13 protein-coding genes are annotated in these 15,956 nt (G+C 64.8%); 8 read left to right on the top strand and 5 right to left on the bottom strand.

What is annotated here, in order from left to right; all coding sequences use genetic code 11:
* Positions 1–196 precede the first annotated feature (196 nt).
* The gene (locus tag H1D44_RS17300; RefSeq protein WP_181516307.1) at positions 197–1,054 is read right to left on the bottom strand and encodes an ion transporter; all 858 of its coding nucleotides are present in this window, start codon (positions 1,052–1,054) and stop codon (positions 197–199) included.
* 57 nt (positions 1,055–1,111) lie between these two features.
* On the bottom strand, positions 1,112–1,954 hold the full coding sequence (locus H1D44_RS17305; protein WP_181516309.1) for a CYTH domain-containing protein: 843 nt from the start codon (positions 1,952–1,954) through the stop codon (positions 1,112–1,114).
* A 125-nt stretch (positions 1,955–2,079) separates the two neighbouring features.
* Between H1D44_RS17305 and H1D44_RS17310 the strand changes: the two genes are divergently transcribed.
* From H1D44_RS17310 to glrR, 6 genes are all read left to right on the top strand, one after another.
* Positions 2,080–2,760, top strand: a complete 681-nt coding sequence (locus H1D44_RS17310) for a TIGR00153 family protein (RefSeq protein WP_181516311.1) — start codon at positions 2,080–2,082, stop codon at positions 2,758–2,760.
* 67 nt (positions 2,761–2,827) lie between these two features.
* On the top strand, positions 2,828–4,093 hold the full coding sequence (locus H1D44_RS17315) for an inorganic phosphate transporter (protein ID WP_181516313.1): 1,266 nt from the start codon (positions 2,828–2,830) through the stop codon (positions 4,091–4,093).
* Positions 4,094–4,205: 112 nt separating this feature from the next.
* Positions 4,206–5,519 carry an amino-acid N-acetyltransferase gene (argA, locus tag H1D44_RS17320; protein ID WP_181516315.1) on the top strand — a complete coding sequence of 438 codons (1,314 nt, stop codon included), beginning with the start codon at positions 4,206–4,208 and terminating at the stop codon, positions 5,517–5,519.
* 909 nt (positions 5,520–6,428) lie between these two features.
* Positions 6,429–7,919, top strand: coding sequence for a sensor histidine kinase (locus H1D44_RS17325; RefSeq protein WP_181516317.1), 1,491 nt, complete (start codon positions 6,429–6,431; stop codon positions 7,917–7,919).
* Positions 7,916–8,473: a hypothetical protein gene (locus tag H1D44_RS17330; RefSeq protein WP_181516319.1), complete on the top strand. Its 558-nt coding sequence runs from the start codon at positions 7,916–7,918 to the stop codon at positions 8,471–8,473. Before H1D44_RS17325 ends, H1D44_RS17330 begins: the two co-directional genes overlap by 4 nt.
* Positions 8,474–8,496: 23 nt before the next feature.
* On the top strand, positions 8,497–9,912 hold the full coding sequence (gene glrR, locus H1D44_RS17335) for a two-component system response regulator GlrR (protein WP_275299070.1): 1,416 nt from the start codon (positions 8,497–8,499) through the stop codon (positions 9,910–9,912).
* Between the two features lie 96 nt (positions 9,913–10,008).
* Here glrR and xseA read toward each other — a convergent pair whose 3' ends face one another.
* The 3 genes from xseA to H1D44_RS17350 form a co-directional block, all read right to left on the bottom strand.
* Positions 10,009–11,349 (bottom strand): exodeoxyribonuclease VII large subunit, encoded by a 1,341-nt coding sequence (xseA, locus tag H1D44_RS17340; protein WP_181516321.1) that lies wholly within the window; start codon positions 11,347–11,349, stop codon positions 10,009–10,011.
* Between the two features lie 143 nt (positions 11,350–11,492).
* Positions 11,493–12,143, bottom strand: coding sequence for a PRC-barrel domain-containing protein (locus H1D44_RS17345; RefSeq protein WP_181516323.1), 651 nt, complete (start codon positions 12,141–12,143; stop codon positions 11,493–11,495).
* A gap of 69 nt (positions 12,144–12,212) precedes the next feature.
* On the bottom strand, positions 12,213–12,410 hold the full coding sequence (locus H1D44_RS17350; protein WP_181516325.1) for a CsbD family protein: 198 nt from the start codon (positions 12,408–12,410) through the stop codon (positions 12,213–12,215).
* Positions 12,411–12,672: 262 nt separating this feature from the next.
* Here H1D44_RS17350 and guaB point away from each other — a divergent pair, with 262 nt between their 5' ends.
* Complete coding sequence (guaB, locus tag H1D44_RS17355; RefSeq protein ID WP_181516327.1) at positions 12,673–14,142, top strand: IMP dehydrogenase; 1,470 nt, start codon at positions 12,673–12,675, stop codon at positions 14,140–14,142.
* Positions 14,143–14,247: 105 nt separating this feature from the next.
* Positions 14,248–15,822 carry a glutamine-hydrolyzing GMP synthase gene (gene guaA / locus H1D44_RS17360; protein WP_181516329.1) on the top strand — a complete coding sequence of 525 codons (1,575 nt, stop codon included), beginning with the start codon at positions 14,248–14,250 and terminating at the stop codon, positions 15,820–15,822.
* Positions 15,823–15,956: the final 134 nt, after the last annotated feature.

The following is a 15,956-nucleotide window of genomic DNA, read 5'->3' on the forward strand; positions in this document are numbered from 1 at the left end:
GCCAGAATCAGGTAAATAGTATAAATACAATAAGTTGCCTGGAATTGATGCGGTTGGAGCTAAGTGGAATTAGGCAAGATCTTGCCCGGGGCGGGCAAGAAGTTGCCCAGCGGGCAAGATCTTGCCTAATTATTCTTAAGTTGGTGGTGATTGCAGCAGTGGTGCGAGTGTCTGTTGAGAGCGTGCGAAAGAGTACCTAACGGGCGTTGGGGTCGGGCGTCTCCTCGTCCAGCCAGGTGCCGCACTTGAGGCAGTAGCGCGCTCGCTTCTCGTGGCGGTCGTGGCCACAGCCGGGGCAGGCCTGGTCGGAGTAGCGGTCGGCGCGGATCGAGCGGATCACTTCGGCGGAGAACACCCCGGTGGGTACGGCGATGATCGAGTAGCCGATCAGCATCACCAGAGTCGAGATCGCCTGGCCCATCGGCGTTATCGGCACGATGTCGCCATAGCCCACCGTGGTCAGGGTGACGATGGCCCAGTAGACGGCAATGGGAATGCTGGTGAAGCCGGCCTCGTCGGGCTCGATCATGTAGACCAGGGCGGCGAACAGGGTCACCAGCAGGAAGACGGTGAACAGGAACAGGAAGATCTGGTGCCAGCTGCGCACCAGCGCATCCACCAGCAGGCGGCCTTCGCCGACGAACTGCATCAGGCGCAGTACGCGGAAGATACGCAGCACGCGTAGCAGGCGTACGATGACCAGGGTCTGGGCGCCGGGAATCAGCAGCATCAGCCAGGTGGGTAGGATCGCCACCAGGTCGATCATGCCGTAGAAGCTGCGCAGGTAGCGCATCGGCTTGTCGAGGATGTAGATGCGCACCAGTAGCTCGATGGTGAAGATGAGGGTGAAGCCCCACTCCAGCCAGTAGAACCACTCGCCGTAAGCGGCGCCCAGGTGATTGACCGAGTCGAGCATCACCACCAGCACGCTGGCCAGGATCATCGCGATCAGGACGATATCGAAGCCCTTGGCCAGGGGCGTGTCGGACTCGAAGATGACCTGGAACAGCCGCGTGCGCACCCCTTCGGCGGCAGGCCCGAATGGCTCGCTCATGCTGCACCTCCTTGCTGTGCTTTACTCATGGCACACGCCACCCTGGCTCGGGCTGCACTATGCCGTCAGCCGCTGCGCCAGGCGCAGCGCCGTGCGGCCGAAGCCGACATCGAGCCAGTCCGGATAGGCCAGCCTGGCGGCGAGATGGCTGGCATCGCTGTCGCCTGCTGTGGCCATCGCCTGCAGGGCCTGTTGGGCCTGCCTGTGGAATTCAGCATCGCCGGTATCCTGGTAGGCATCCAGTGCCAGCAGCGCGCGGTGCAGCTGCTCGCTGGCCGCGGTGGCCTCGGGCAGCGTCCAGCGGCCGCTGAGCAGGGCGCTGCCGCGCACGGCCTTGCTGGCATCGGCAGGGCGCAGGGGTACCGTCTCGGCGAAAGTCCGAGCCAGCTGCCACAGCACCCGCGGGTCGCCGTCCTTGAGTTCGAGTTCCAGCTCGCGGATCGGTACGTGTCGGCCAGCGGCACGGATCTCACCCTGGTCCAGCGCGATCTCGATAGTGGCCTCGGCCAGTTCCAGCCGCCACAGGCGGCGTTCGAAGTCGGTGGAGAAGCGCGGCTCGAGGCGCTCCAGAACCTCGCCGCCCAGTTCGGCGAAGGGGGGCAGTCCGGCCAAGCCGACCCGGTCGAGCGCGTCGCCCGCCACCGGCCACTCCCATTCGCCGCGGTGGCTGAGGCCGCCGCTGCCCTCGCCGCTGGTCTTGAGGGTCTGCACCCAGCTGCCGTCGCGGCGGCGCAGGCGCAGTGCCATCCGTGCTGTTTCGAGGTCGCCTTCGGGGGTGTCGTAGTAGGTATTGGCCAGATGATGGGCGCCATCGACGCCATTGCGCAGCAAGGGGTGAAGCAGCAGCCGTTCCACTCCCGACTCCCCCAGGGCCAGCTTCATCTCGATCTCGTGGCTCATCTTCTCCCTGCTCCCCTTGTGGTTCTCGCCAACCGCCCGTGCAAACGGATGAGTAAATATTTCAATGACGTGACAGGTCACCGTTCATTATACTGGCGCCGCCATTTCACAAGCGCATCCATGCCATGGTCAAACCCAATCCGTTTTCGGCGATGTTCGGACGCTCGCCATTCCAGCCCCTGCTGGCGCATATCGCCAAGGCCAACGAGTGTGCCGATCAGCTGTTGCCCTTCTTCGAGGCCTCGCTCACGGGCGACTGGGAGGAAGCTGCCAAGGTTCGCGAAACCATCACTCGGCTGGAACACGAGGCCGACAACCTCAAGACCGAGCTTCGCCTCAACCTGCCGAACACGCTGTTCCTGCCCGTCTCGCGCACCGACCTGCTCGACCTGATCACCGTTCAGGACAAGATCGCCAACAAGGTGCGCGACATCACCGGCATCATGCTGGGCCGTCGCATGCAGGTGCCCGCCGAGCTGGCCCAGCCCATGCGCGACTACATGCGTACCGCCGTGGCCTGCGTGGCCCAGGCGCGCCAAGCCCTCGAGGAGCTCCAGGACCTGCTCGAATCGGGCTTCGGCCGCCATGCCTCCGATGTGATGCTCAACATGATCCGCGAGCTGCACATCCTCGAGCAGCAGGCCGACCAGCAGCAGATCGCCATCCGGCGCGAACTCTTCGGTCTCGAGGATCGCCTCAAGCCGGTGGACGTGGTCTTCCTCTACAAGATCATCGACTGGGTCGGCGAGCTTTCCGATCGAGCCGAGCGCGTCGGAAGTCGACTGCAGATCCTCACTGCCCGGTAGGACACTGCCACCGGCGATCCCGGGGCGGTATGCCCATCACCCGACAGCTACATAGGAACCACCCCCTATGTCGATCATTGCGCAGTATGGCTTCGTCTTCATCGTCCTGGCCTGTCTCTTCGGCTTCTTCATGGCCTGGGGCGTCGGCGCCAACGATGTCGCCAATGCCATGGGGACCTCGGTAGGCTCCAAGGCCATTACCATCAAGCAGGCGATCATCATCGCCGTCATCTTCGAATTCCTTGGCGCCTGGCTGGCCGGCGGCGAGGTCACCGCGACCATTCGCGGGGGGATCGTCGACCCCGACCTGTTGCAGGCCAACCCCGAACTGCTTGTCTACGGCATGCTCTCGGCGCTGCTGGCGGCGGCACTCTGGCTGCTGATCGCCTCGGCCAAGGGCTGGCCGGTTTCCACCACCCACTCCATCGTCGGTGCCATCGTCGGCTTCGGCGCGGTGGGGCTGGGCATGGAGGCCGTGGCCTGGAATCGAGTCGGCATCATCGCATCCAGCTGGGTCATCTCACCGCTGCTGGCGGGCGCCATCTCGTTCCTGCTGTTCAAGTCGGTACAGCACCTGATCTTCGAGGCCAAGGATCCCTTCGCCGCGGCCAAGCGTACCGTGCCTTTCTATATCTTCCTGGTCGGTTTCATCATCTCCATGGTGACCCTGACCAAGGGGCTGACCCATGTCGGGCTCGACTTCACCTTTGGCCAGAGCTTCCTGCTCTCGGTGCTGCTGGGCATCGGCGTCATGGGCATCGGCATCGTGCTGGAGAACCGCGTCAAGGGCGAGCGACGCCTCGGCGACCAGTTCGGCTACGGCAGCGTCGAGCGGGTGTTCGGCGTGCTGATGATCTTCACTGCCTGTGCCATGGCCTTTGCTCATGGCTCCAACGACGTGGCCAATGCCGTCGGCCCCCTGGCGGCGGTGATCAGCGTGGTGCGCAGTGAAGGCACGATAGATGCCGCGGCGCTGGTGCCCTGGTGGGTGCTGGTACTCGGCGGCGGCGGCATCGTGGTGGGCCTGGTCACCTACGGCCACAAGGTGATCGCCACCGTGGGCACCGGCATCACCGAGCTGACCCCCAGCCGCGGCTTTGCCGCCACCCTGGCGGCGGCCTCTACCGTGGTGCTGGCCTCGGGCACCGGCCTGCCGATCTCCACGACCCACACCCTGGTGGGGGCGGTGCTCGGGGTCGGCCTGGCCCGCGGCATGGCAGCGCTGAACCTGCGCGTGATCGGCACCATCGTGATGTCGTGGCTGATCACCCTGCCGGCCGGCGCGGGACTGGCGATCGTGTTCTTCTTCATGTTCAAGGCCATCTTTGGCTGACCCCTGAGGGCAGGACCCGGAGACGGCGGCACCGCAGTGGTGCCGCCGTTTTCGTCGCTCTGGTATAGTCGAGCTATACCCCTCCTTTTTCACCTGCTGCCGGAGAGCGGCCTTGGATACTCGTTTCCCCTTTGTCGACTGGTTCCGTAATTCCTCCCCCTACATCAATGCGCATCGGGGCCGAACCTTCGTGATCCTGATCGAGGGCGAGGCCATGGCGCGAGGACGAGGCGAGCAGTTGATCCAGGACCTGGCGTTGCTGCACACCCTCGGCGTGCGGCTGGTGGTGGTGTTCGGCATTCGCCCCCAGGTGGAGCAGGCGCTGGACGTGGCCGGCATCGTGCCGCGCAGGCACGAAGGGCGCTGGGTCGCCGACGAGGCGATCATGGCCTGCGTCGAGCGGGTCGCCGCCGAACAGCGCCTGTGGCTCGAGGCGCGGCTGTCGCTGGGGCTGCCCAATACCCCGCTGCACGGGGTCGAGCTGACGGCCGTCTCGGGCAACCTGGTGATGGCCAAGCCGCTGGGCGTGCGCCAGGGCATCGACTATGACCACAGCGGCGAGGTGCGCCGGGTACGGGTCTCGGCAGTGCAGGGGCTGCTCGATCGTGGCTCGCTGGTGCTGCTGCCGCCGCTGGGCTTCTCCAGTACCGGCGAAGTGTTCGACCTTGACGCCGCCGAGGTGGCCCAGCATGCGGCCATGGCGCTGGCTGCCGACAAGCTGATTCTGATGGGCGAGGCGCCTGGGCTCTACGACGAGAACGGCGCCCTGCAGCGCCAGTTGAGCCCCGACGAAGCCGAGCCGCTGTTGAGCCACGCCGAGCCGGGCAGCGAGCAGGCGCGTCATATCGCTGCGGCATCCGCTGCCGCTCGCAACGGCGTGGCCCGTACGCACCTGCTCTCCTGGCACGATCACGATGCGCTGCTGGGCGAGCTGTTCACCCGCGATGGCGTGGGCACCATGATCACCCGGCATCGCTACGAGCAGCTACGCCCGGCCGGGCTCGAGGACATTGGCGGCCTGCTCGAACTGCTCGAGCCGCTGGAGCGGCGCGGCATGCTGGTACCGCGTTCCCGCGAGCGACTCGAGCACGAGATCGACGACTACCTGGTGATAGAGCGTGACGGCATGATCATCGGCTGTGCCGCGCTGCATCGCTTCGCCGATGCCGACATGGGCGAGCTGGCATGTCTGGCGATCCATACCGATTACCGGGGCGGAGCACGCGGCTCGCTGCTGCTCACCGGCATCGAACGCCGGGCGCGGCGACTGGGGCTGAATGCGTTGTTCGTGCTGACCACGCACACGGCCCACTGGTTCGTGGAACATGGCTTTCGTGCCTCGGACATCGAGGCTTTGCCGATGCTGAAGCGAGATACCTACAACCACGCCCGGAAGTCGAAGATCCTCACCAAGTCTCTCTCCTGACCCCTCCCGGGGCTCATCCGAAACCCTGACAGGAAGGGCCTCGGAGAGGCCTGCCGCCGCTCGGGAACAACCCTTGGAGCGGCGGCTGTCGCTCTGGGGCAACATGGGTCGAAAGCTTGTCTCCAAAAGGCAACATTGTAAGTTCCTGTTTTCATTTTTCTTTCTTTGGCCGGTATAGATCGGTGTCGCCAAAGGGTGACGAATCAGGGCTCGATAAGCCCCCCATTTCCTCGAAATTTTCTGCGGCGCGCCCCATGCCAACTTTTTTCTTTACTTAAGCTTTTGAAAAATATGATGAGTTGAAATTTTTGGCACGTAACTGGCACTACTCAAGGTGAGCAACGAAGAGGTGATTCAAACGGCTCGAATCACCTCGGATCGTCGAGAGGCTCGGGGAACACCACCCCCCCATGCCCTGTGCGACCCGAGCATCGAGACGATTGGCGTTCGCTCCGCGATGTGTAACTTAGGTTGCGATGAGACGGGTACCGCCGACAGGCATGGAATGGTACCAAGTGGGCAAGGATGCCCTTGGCTAGGATGCCTCATCCCCCTTCGGGGGATCGAATTTCGGGCCAGCGCTGACGAAGCTTCGTCGCGGTGGCGCCAAGGAACGAAGCAGAGCGGCTTGCCGCTCGCCCGAACCGACTGCTCCTGGTGGCAAACAAGGTCGGAGAGGGGCTTCGGGGCCTTAGGGCCCACGGAAAGTATGGGACATGGCTCGGCCAGGCGATCAATGCCTATATTTTCTACCCCTTCAGTTCCCTGCGTACTTGGGCCGGCACCAGCCGGCCCTCTTTTTTTCACGAGGGGTTACGCCCAAGGGGCGGTAGTCGAGCGCGGAACTCTGTTATCCTTCAGGAATGTGCCATGGTGGTTCCTTACCTTCTCCTGAATAGAACAATGGTCATGACCAAAAGGGTCTCGCGCCGCTGGCGTCCGCGCTCATTGCTGCAGCTCGTGCTTCTCGCTTTCCTGGTCGTCATGTTGCCCTTGGGTGTCCTCATGTACCAGGCGGGCCAGGCCTTGTCCGAATTGTCTCGGCTGGCTGATGTCAGCGCCCGCCAGGCGGTGGAAGAGAGCCGTCGGGCCAGGGTCATGAGCAATCTTGCCGTCGAGATGGAGCGTAGTGCCCGCCAGTATGCGGTGCTCGAGCAGGACAGTCTGCTCGACCTCTATGCCGAGCGGCACGCCGAATTCCAGGAGCTGCTGTCTCAACAGCGCCGCTTCCTGCCGGGCGATTCGGATGTCATCGCTCTCGAGGAGCAGCTGATGCTGCTTTCCCATCTGCCCAATCTCGAGCCCGAGGCGCTCGAGGTGTGGCTGGCGCTGTTCGTTCCGTTCGCCGAACACACCGAAGCGATGCGGCAGGCCACCAGCCGCCAGATCGACGCCAGTATCGAGATGATCAGCGCCAGGGCGGATGCGGTGCAGTCGCGGCTATGGCTGCAGACCACCGCGCTGGTCTCAGCAAGCCTGCTGCTGATGCTGCTGTTCAGCTGGCTGATCATTCGCCCCGTACGCCAGCTCGAGCGACGTATCCTGAGCCTGGGCAGCGGTATCGAGACCAACGACCGCGACACCATCCAGGGGCCTGCCGAACTGGTTCAGCTCGGTGACAGGCTCGACTGGCTCTCGACCCGCCTCAGCGATCTCGAGGCGCAGAAACAGCAGTTCCTGCGCCACATGTCGCATGAGCTCAAGACCCCGCTGGCCAGCGTGCGGGAAGGCTCGGCCCTGTTGGCCGATGGCGTGGCCGGGGAGATGACGCCCCGCCAGCGCGAGATTCTCACCTTGATCGACGCCAGCGGCAGCGAGCTGCAGCGCCTGATCGAGCAGCTGCTCGACTATAACCTGCTGCAACACAACCAGCGCATCATCCTCGAGCAGGTGGACCTGGCAACGCTGGTCAAGACCACCCTGGCCAAGCACCGGCTGGCACTGGAACACAAGGGCATGCGGGTCACGGCGTTTGACGGCCCGCTGGAGTGGGTGGTGGATCGCAACGCCGTCGGGCGCATCCTCGACAACCTGGTTTCCAACGCCATCGCCTATGGAGAGGATGGCGGCGACTTGACGATTCGCGCCCATGCCGGGCGCGAGCACCTGATCCTCGATGTGGCGAATACCGGTGAGCCCATCGCCGAGTACGACCGCCCGATGCTGTTCGAACCCTTCTATCAGGGCCGTTCACGGCGCAAGGGGCCGCTCAAGGGGTCGGGAATCGGCCTCTCGGTGGCTGCCGACTGTGCCCGCATCCAGCGCGGCGGCCTGGCTCTGGTCGAAGACAAGGATTTCGATGTGTGCTTCCGGCTGACGTTGCCGCGTCAGTCGGTTCCTTTGACAAAAGAAAAAACGGAGCCCGCTGGAACGGGCATATGCGCAAGGAGCGGAGAATGAAGAAGGCAAGAGTGTGCCTCTACGCAAGTGGCTTGGCGGTGGTGCTGGGCGGCTGCCAGTACCTGCCCGAACAGATGGGCATGACCGAACCGGAAGAACCGGAGCCGCCTGCGCAAGCCTGCCATGAAGTGGAGCCAAGCTTTGAGGACAACGCCTGTCTGCTGCCCAGTTGGGTGGCATTCGGCCTGGAATCCCAGCGCGGTGACAGCCAATGGCGCCGCGATACCCTGGATGAGCTCAGCAACGATTACAGCCGGAGCGAGGCCGAGCGCGAGTTGGCGCGTGCCGTGGCCTTGGCCTGGGGCAGCGAACGCCAATGGCGCGAGGCCTCCGAGCTCTACCAGACCCATGCGCCAGCAGCGCCGGCCGACCTTCAGCTACTGCTTCGCTATTGGCGCAATGAAGTCGAAGGGCGGCGTTCGCTGGCCCGCCAGAGCGCCGATGCAAGCGCTCGGGTGGCAGCCCTGCAGCAGGAAAACAGCGAACTCTCCGAAAAGCTCGAGGCGCTGTCCGCCATTGAGCAGAACATGAACTTGAGACAACAATCGCCCTGAGCGAATGGGGAGAAAAAGACGTGATGGAAGCGGCACGCCTGACCGAAACACGCAAGAACGAGGCTCGCAGGTCAGCGGGACGCACCTCGGGCGCGAAGGCAACCAATGCCCACGTTTTGCTGGTCGATGACGATGTCAGCCTGTTGCGTCTGCTGGGCATGCGCCTGGAGAGCCGAGGCTACCGGGTCACCACGGCCGAGAGTGGCTCGGAGGCGTTGCGCAAGCTGGAGGCGGAGCAGCCCGATATCGTGCTCTCCGACCTGCGCATGGACGAGATGGACGGCATGGCGCTGTTCCAGGCGATACAGCGCGAAGTGCCGGGCCTGCCGGTCATCATCCTGACTGCTCACGGCTCCATTCCGGATGCGGTCAGCGCTACCCAGCAAGGGGTGTTCAGCTTCCTCACCAAGCCCGTGGACCGCGACGAACTGTTCCGTGCCATCGACGAGGCGCTCGCCCACATGCCAACCGGCAGCAGCGGCGAGGTCGATGCCTGGCGAGCCAGCATCATCACTCGCAGCCCGGAGATGGAGCGGGTGCTGGAGCAGGCACGCATGGTGGCATCGTCCGACGTCAGCGTGCTGATCACCGGCCCTTCCGGCTCGGGCAAGGAGCTGCTGGCGCGCGCCATTCACGATGCCAGCCCGCGAGCCAGCAAGCCGTTCGTGGCGATCAACTGCGGCGCGTTGCCCGAGCAACTGCTGGAAAGCGAGCTGTTCGGTCACGCCAAGGGTGCCTTCACCGGCGCGGTCAGCGACCACAAGGGGCTGTTCCAGGCTGCCGAGGGCGGCACCCTGTTCCTCGACGAGATCGGCGACATGCCGCTGCCGCTGCAGGTCAAGCTGCTGCGCGCGCTGCAGGAGCGCCAGATCCGCCCGCTGGGCTCGACTCAGTCGATTCCGGTCAACGTGCGCATTCTTTCCGCCACCCACCGCGACCTCAGCCAGGCGATGCACCAGGGCGAGTTCCGCGAGGACTTCTTCTACCGCCTCAACGTGGTCAACCTCAAGCTGCCGGCGCTGAAGGACCGCGCCGAGGACGTGCCGCTGCTGGCGCGCCACCTGGTGGCCCAGGCGGCGGAGCGGCACAAGCCGTTCGTCAAGGGGTTCTCGCCGGAGGCGCTCAACCTGTTGGCCACCAGCGCCTGGCCGGGCAACGTGCGGCAGCTGGTCAACGTGGTGGAGCAGTGCGTGGCGCTGACCCGCTCACCGATGATCCCCGAGGCGCTGGTCGCTCAGGCGCTGGCCGCCGAGGACAGTGCGCTGCCCACCTTCAACGATGCCCGCGCCGGCTTCGAGCGCAGCTATCTGGTCAAGGTGCTCAAGATCACCGAAGGCAACGTGACCCAGGCCGCGCGCATCGCCGGGCGCAACCGCACCGATTTCTACAAGCTGCTGTCGCGCCACGAGCTTGAGCCGAGTACCTTCAAGCCCGACTGAAGCCGGCTTCGATGCCTGACTTCGATACTTGAAAGAGAGCGCCCGATGCCTGCCGCATCGGGCGCTTTCGTCAGCCTTTTTCGTCAGCTTTTTTCTTCACTTCAGGCGGCGCTTCACCTCCACCTTCAGCCGGCCTTCACCGAGCCGCGCGGTCAACGTCTGGCCGGGCTGAGTATCGCTTGCCCGGCGTATCACAGCGCCCTCGTCATTCTGCAGGATGGCATAGCCGCGCCCCAGCACGGCCAGCGGGCTCACCGCCTGCAGCTGGCGCGCCAAGCCGCCCAGGCGCTCGCGCTGCCGGGCAAGCTCACGCTGCGTCGCCTGCTCGAGCCGGGCCCGGAGACTGGCCAGGCGCTGCTCGGCGCGCTCGACCTCGCGCCGCGGGTGGCAGGCGCTGGTGCGTCGCTGCAGGTGGGTCAGCTGCTGGCGCTCGACCGCGAGCCGTGCACGCATGGCACGCTGCAGGCGGGCATCCAGCTCGCCCAGGGTACGACGGTGCTGCGCCAGCACCTCGCCGGGATGACGCAGCCGGGCGCGCAGGTGGTCGAGCCGCTGTGCCTCGCGCTCGAGGCGGGCCTGGGCGCAACGCTGGAGCTGGCTCTCGAGTCCCGTCAGGCGGCGCGCCAGGTCGCGCCTGTCCGGCACCAGCATCTCGGCGGCAGCCGAAGGCGTGGGCGCGCGCACGTCGGCGGCCAGGTCCGACAGGGTCACGTCTACCTCGTGGCCAACCGCCGACATCACCGGCAGACGCGAGTGAAAGATCGCCCGGGCCAGGTGCTCGTCGTTGAATGCCCACAGATCCTCCAGGCTACCTCCGCCACGCGTCATCAAGACCACATCCTGCTCAGGGTCCAGCGCCTGCTGGCGATTGAGCAGGCCAAGGGCGGCGATCAGCGCTGGCGCGGCCTCGCGACCCTGCACCGGCACGGCGATCAGCGTGACCCTGGCCAGCGGCCAACGCGCCTTGAGCACCGCCAATACGTCGCGGATCGCCGCGCCGCTGGGCGATGTGAGCACCAGCAGGTGGCGAGGCGGGCAGGGCAGGGGGCGCGAGTTGGCGAACACGCCTTCGGCAGAGAGGCGCTGCTTGAGCCGTTCGAGCGCCGCCAGCAGCTCGCCTTCACCGGCCAGCTGTACCGCCTCGGCAATCAGCTGGTAATCGCCTCGCGGCTCGAACAGCGACACCCGGCCGCGCACCCGCACGCGGTCGCCGTCGCGCATGGGGGCCGCCACGAAGCGGGCGCGGTTGCGAAACAGCGCACAGCGCAGCTGAGCCGAGGCGTCCTTGAGAGTGAAGTAGAGGTGCCCCGAGGCCGGACGCGACACGCCCGAGAGCTCGCCCTCGACCCATACCTCACCGATGCCCTGCTCCAGCAGCAGCCGGGCGCGGCGATTCACTTCGCTGACGGAAAGGGCGTTATCGGTGGGCGGCGGCATGGGTGGACTTCCAGGACCTGACAAGAGCCCCACAGGCTAGCACGATGGTTTCGCCCTGGCATGCCCGAGCAACCACGAAAAAGCGCCGGGGCGAGCCCGGCGCAAGGTTGCGTCATGGGAGGGTTGCTTCGTTCGAACGGCTATCAATCGAAGTCGTCGGCGATGTCCTCATCGGTGTACTCGGCATCGTCGTCGGCATCGTCACGATCAGTGCGATCCTCATCGACGCCATCGGTAGCACCCACGGTGTCGCCATCGGCCTCACCGTCGCGGAAGGCAGTGTCGCCATCGTCGCCCACGGCACCGGTGCCCGCGGTGCCGGTGGTCTGCCACACGCCATCCTCCTGGTCGCCGCGCTCCTGGTTGCGGCGGTCCTGCTCGTCGCCGAACCACTGCTCGTCATACTCGGGGAAGTTCTCGAGCTCATCCTCGGTGGCATCGACCAGAATGCGATGGGTCACCTGGTCCTGACCGAAGATGCCGTCATCGTCGCGGTCGGTTTCCATGGTGAAGTGCTCGATGCCCACGACAACGTCGTCGCCGCCCATGCCCCAGAAGCCACCGGCGCTGACGACCAGAGCGGCAACCTGACCGTCGTCATCCAGCAGGATGTTCTCGACGTTGCCGACTTCTTCATCGGTATCATCCACGTGGTAGACGTCGGCACCGATGATGTCATCGGCGGAGTAGAGGCCCTGTGCCGCTTGCGGGTCGTCCTGTGCAACGGCTTGGGTTCCGAAGGCGAGGCCACCGGCAATGGCCGCTACCGCGATAGTCAGTGCACGCTTCTGCATGATTACTCTCCTTGACCTGTCCTTAGACCTTGGATTGCTTTGGCTGCGCAAGCGTAATAGCTTGTTTCTTCAGAGCTTGTTTGCCCAGTCGTCGACCTGGCGTTCTGCTTCCTCGCGCTCCAGGCCATAGCGCTTCTGGATCTTCCCGATCAGCTCATCCTTCTTGCCGCCGACTTGATCCAGCTCATCATCGGTAAGCTCACCCCAACTGGTGCGGGCCTTACCTTTTACTTCCTTCCATTTGCCTTCGATCTGATCCCAATTCATCTTGCGTCACTCCTTTCCTTGAGTGGACCCGTCGTGCACTTCTCAACCTAGATCACGTTCTTGCCGCTGTAAGTTAAAGTCGGTGTCGGACTGTGTCGAAGAGTAATTAGGAAATGGCGATAGGGCGGAGCGATGGAGGCAGTGACAGGGATGGGCGGCAGCTCTGTCGAAGCCCGGACTCGCATTGCCCGCGCCTTGGCCCGAGCGCTATAATGGTCGATTAACTTTTCCCCTCCCCCACCAGCACTGGGTGTTGCCGACTATGCTACGTATGGCCCAAGAAGCTCTTACGTTCGACGACGTATTACTCCTACCCGGCTACTCGGAAGTCCTGCCCAAGGACGTCAGCCTGCGGACCCGCCTGACTCGCGACCTCTACCTCAACATCCCCCTCGTCTCCGCCGCCATGGATACCGTGACCGAAGCCCGCCTGGCCATCGCCATGGCCCAGGAAGGCGGCATCGGCATCATCCACAAGAACATGAGCGTGACCGCTCAGGCCTCCGAAGTGCGCAAGGTGAAGAAGCACGAGAGCGTGATCGTCAAGGACCCGGTGACCGTCGGGCCCAAGGCCAAGCTCGAAGACCTGCTCGCCATGGCGCAGGAATACGGCTTCTCCGGCTTTCCGGTGGTAGAGGGCGAAACCCTGGTGGGGATCGTGACCGAGCGCGACATGCGCTTCCAGCCCAACCACGGCGACAGCGTCTCCGACATCATGACCCCGCGTGAGCGGCTGGTGACGGTGTCCGAGGGCACCGGCCTCGACGTGATCAAGGCCAAGATGCAGGAGCACCGGGTCGAGAAGATGCTGGTAGTGGACGATGCCTTCCACCTGCGCGGCCTGGTCACCTTCCAGGACATCGAGAAGGCGCGCACCTTCCCCAACGCCGCCAAGGACGCCGACGGCCGCCTGCTGGTGGGCGCCGCCGTGGGCACCGGTCCGGAAACCCCCGATCGTGTGGCCGCGCTGGTAGAGGCCGGGGTCGACGTGGTGATCGTCGATACCGCCCACGGCCACTCCAAGGGCGTGATCGACCGCGTGGCCTGGGTCAAGGAGCACTTCCCGCAGATCCAGGTGATCGGCGGCAACATCGCCACCGCCGCCGCCGCCCGCGCCCTGGCTGAAGCCGGCGCCGATGGCGTCAAAGTGGGCATCGGCCCCGGCTCCATCTGCACCACCCGCGTGGTGGCAGGCGTGGGCGTGCCGCAGATCACCGCGGTGTCCAACGTCGCCGAAGCGCTCAAGGAGTTCGACATCCCGCTGATCGCCGACGGCGGCGTGCGCTTCTCTGGTGACCTGGCCAAGGCGATTGCCGCCGGTGCCAGCGCGATCATGGTGGGCGGCCTGCTGGCCGGCACCGAGGAAGCCCCGGGTGAAGTCGAGCTGTTCCAGGGCCGTACCTACAAGGCCTACCGCGGCATGGGCTCCATGGGCGCCATGGCCCAGAGCCAGGGCAGCGCCGACCGCTACTTCCAGGACAAGGACGCCGGCGCCGAGAAGCTGGTGCCGGAAGGCATCGAAGGCCGCGTGCCCTACAAGGGCGTGATGAGCGCCATCGTCCACCAGCTGATGGGCGGCCTGCGCGCCTCCATGGGCTACACCGGCTGCAACAACATCCAGGAGATGCGCACCAAGCCGGAGTTCGTGCAGATCACCGGCGCCGGCTTCGCCGAATCGCACGTTCACGACGTACAGATTACGAAAGAAGCGCCGAACTACCGAGCTGGATAACCGCCAGCTCGAAAGAAACAAACGCGGCGGGACTCATCCCGCCGCACGCTTTTCAGACGCCTTGCCCTTGGCCCGCCGCCATACGCTGCCAGTAGAGACGACCCGATGACCGACATTCACGCCCACAAGATCCTCATCCTCGACTTCGGCTCCCAGTACACCCAACTGATCGCCCGCCGCGTGCGCGAGATCGGCGTGTACTCCGAAGTGCGCGCCTTCGATATCACCGAGGAAGAGATCCGCGAATACGCCCCCAACGGCATCATCCTCTCCGGCGGCCCGGAATCCACCGTGACGGCGGGTTCGCCCCGTGCGCCGGAGTGCGTGTTCGAGATGGGCCTGCCGGTGCTGGGCATCTGCTACGGCATGCAAACCATGGCGGTGCAGCTCGGCGGCGCCGTGGAGGGCTCCAACAAGCAGGAATTCGGCTACGCCCAAGTCAAGGTCGACAGCGACGACGACCTGTTCCGCGACATCAAGGACCACGTGGACCACGACGGCAAGGCGCTGCTCGACGTGTGGATGAGCCACGGCGACAAGGTGGCCCGCGCGCCGGAGCCCTTCACCGTGACCGCCTCCACCCCCAGCTGCCCCATCGCCGCCATGACCTGGCCCGAGAAGCGCTTCTACGCCGTACAGTTCCACCCCGAGGTTACCCACACCCTGCAAGGCATGCGTATCCTCGAGCACTTCGTGGTCGGCATCTGTGGCGCCGAGAAACTCTGGACCCCGGCGCGCATCATCGAAGATCAGATCGCCCGCGTGCGCGACCAGGTGGGCGATCGCCACGTGCTGCTCGGCCTCTCCGGCGGCGTGGACTCCTCGGTGGTGGCGGCGCTGCTGCACAAGGCCATCGGCGACCAGCTGACCTGCGTGTTCGTCGATAACGGCCTGCTGCGCAAGAACGAAGGCGACCAGGTGATGGAAACCTTCGCCCGCCACATGGGCGTGAAGGTGATCCGCGTGGACGCCGAAGAGCTGTTCCTCGGCAAGCTCGAAGGCGAGAATGACCCGGAAACCAAGCGCAAGATCATCGGCAACACCTTCATCGACGTGTTCGATGAAGAGGCCAGCAAGATCGAGGGCGTCGACTTCCTGGCCCAGGGCACCATCTACCCCGACGTGATCGAATCCGCCGCCAGCAAGACCGGCAAGGCCCACGTGATCAAGTCGCACCACAACGTCGGCGGCCTGCCCGAGACCATGAAGCTGCAACTGGTCGAACCGCTGCGCGAACTGTTCAAGGACGAAGTGCGCAAGCTCGGCCTGGAACTCGGCCTGCCCTACGACATGGTGTACCGCCACCCCTTCCCGGGGCCGGGTCTGGGCGTGCGCATCCTCGGCGAAGTGAAGAAGGAGTATGCCGACATCCTGCGCGAAGCCGACGCCATCTTCATCGAAGAACTGCACAACGCCGACTGGTACCACAAGACCAGCCAAGCCTTCGCCGTGTTCCTGCCGGTCAAGTCAGTCGGCGTGGTCGGCGACGGCCGCCGCTACGAATGGGTCATCGCCCTGCGCGCCGTGGAAACCATCGACTTCATGACCGCACGCTGGGCGCACCTGCCGTATGAGCTGCTTGAAAAGGTCTCCAACCGCATCATCAACGAGATCCGCGGCGTCTCCCGCGTGACGTATGACGTCAGCAGCAAGCCTCCCGCAACGATCGAGTGGGAGTGAGGCAGGCCTAGGCAGAACGCCTGACGCGGCTAGGCTGACCGAGATCAAGGGCTTACCATTTGGTAAGCCCGTTTTCTTTGCATTTCGTTACAGGGTTTTGTTTACTCGGGTTAAGGTCGCCGAGACGACCGCCG

It is taken from the genome of Billgrantia kenyensis, assembly GCF_013697085.1.
In the GTDB taxonomy this organism is placed as follows: domain Bacteria; phylum Pseudomonadota; class Gammaproteobacteria; order Pseudomonadales; family Halomonadaceae; genus Halomonas; species Halomonas kenyensis.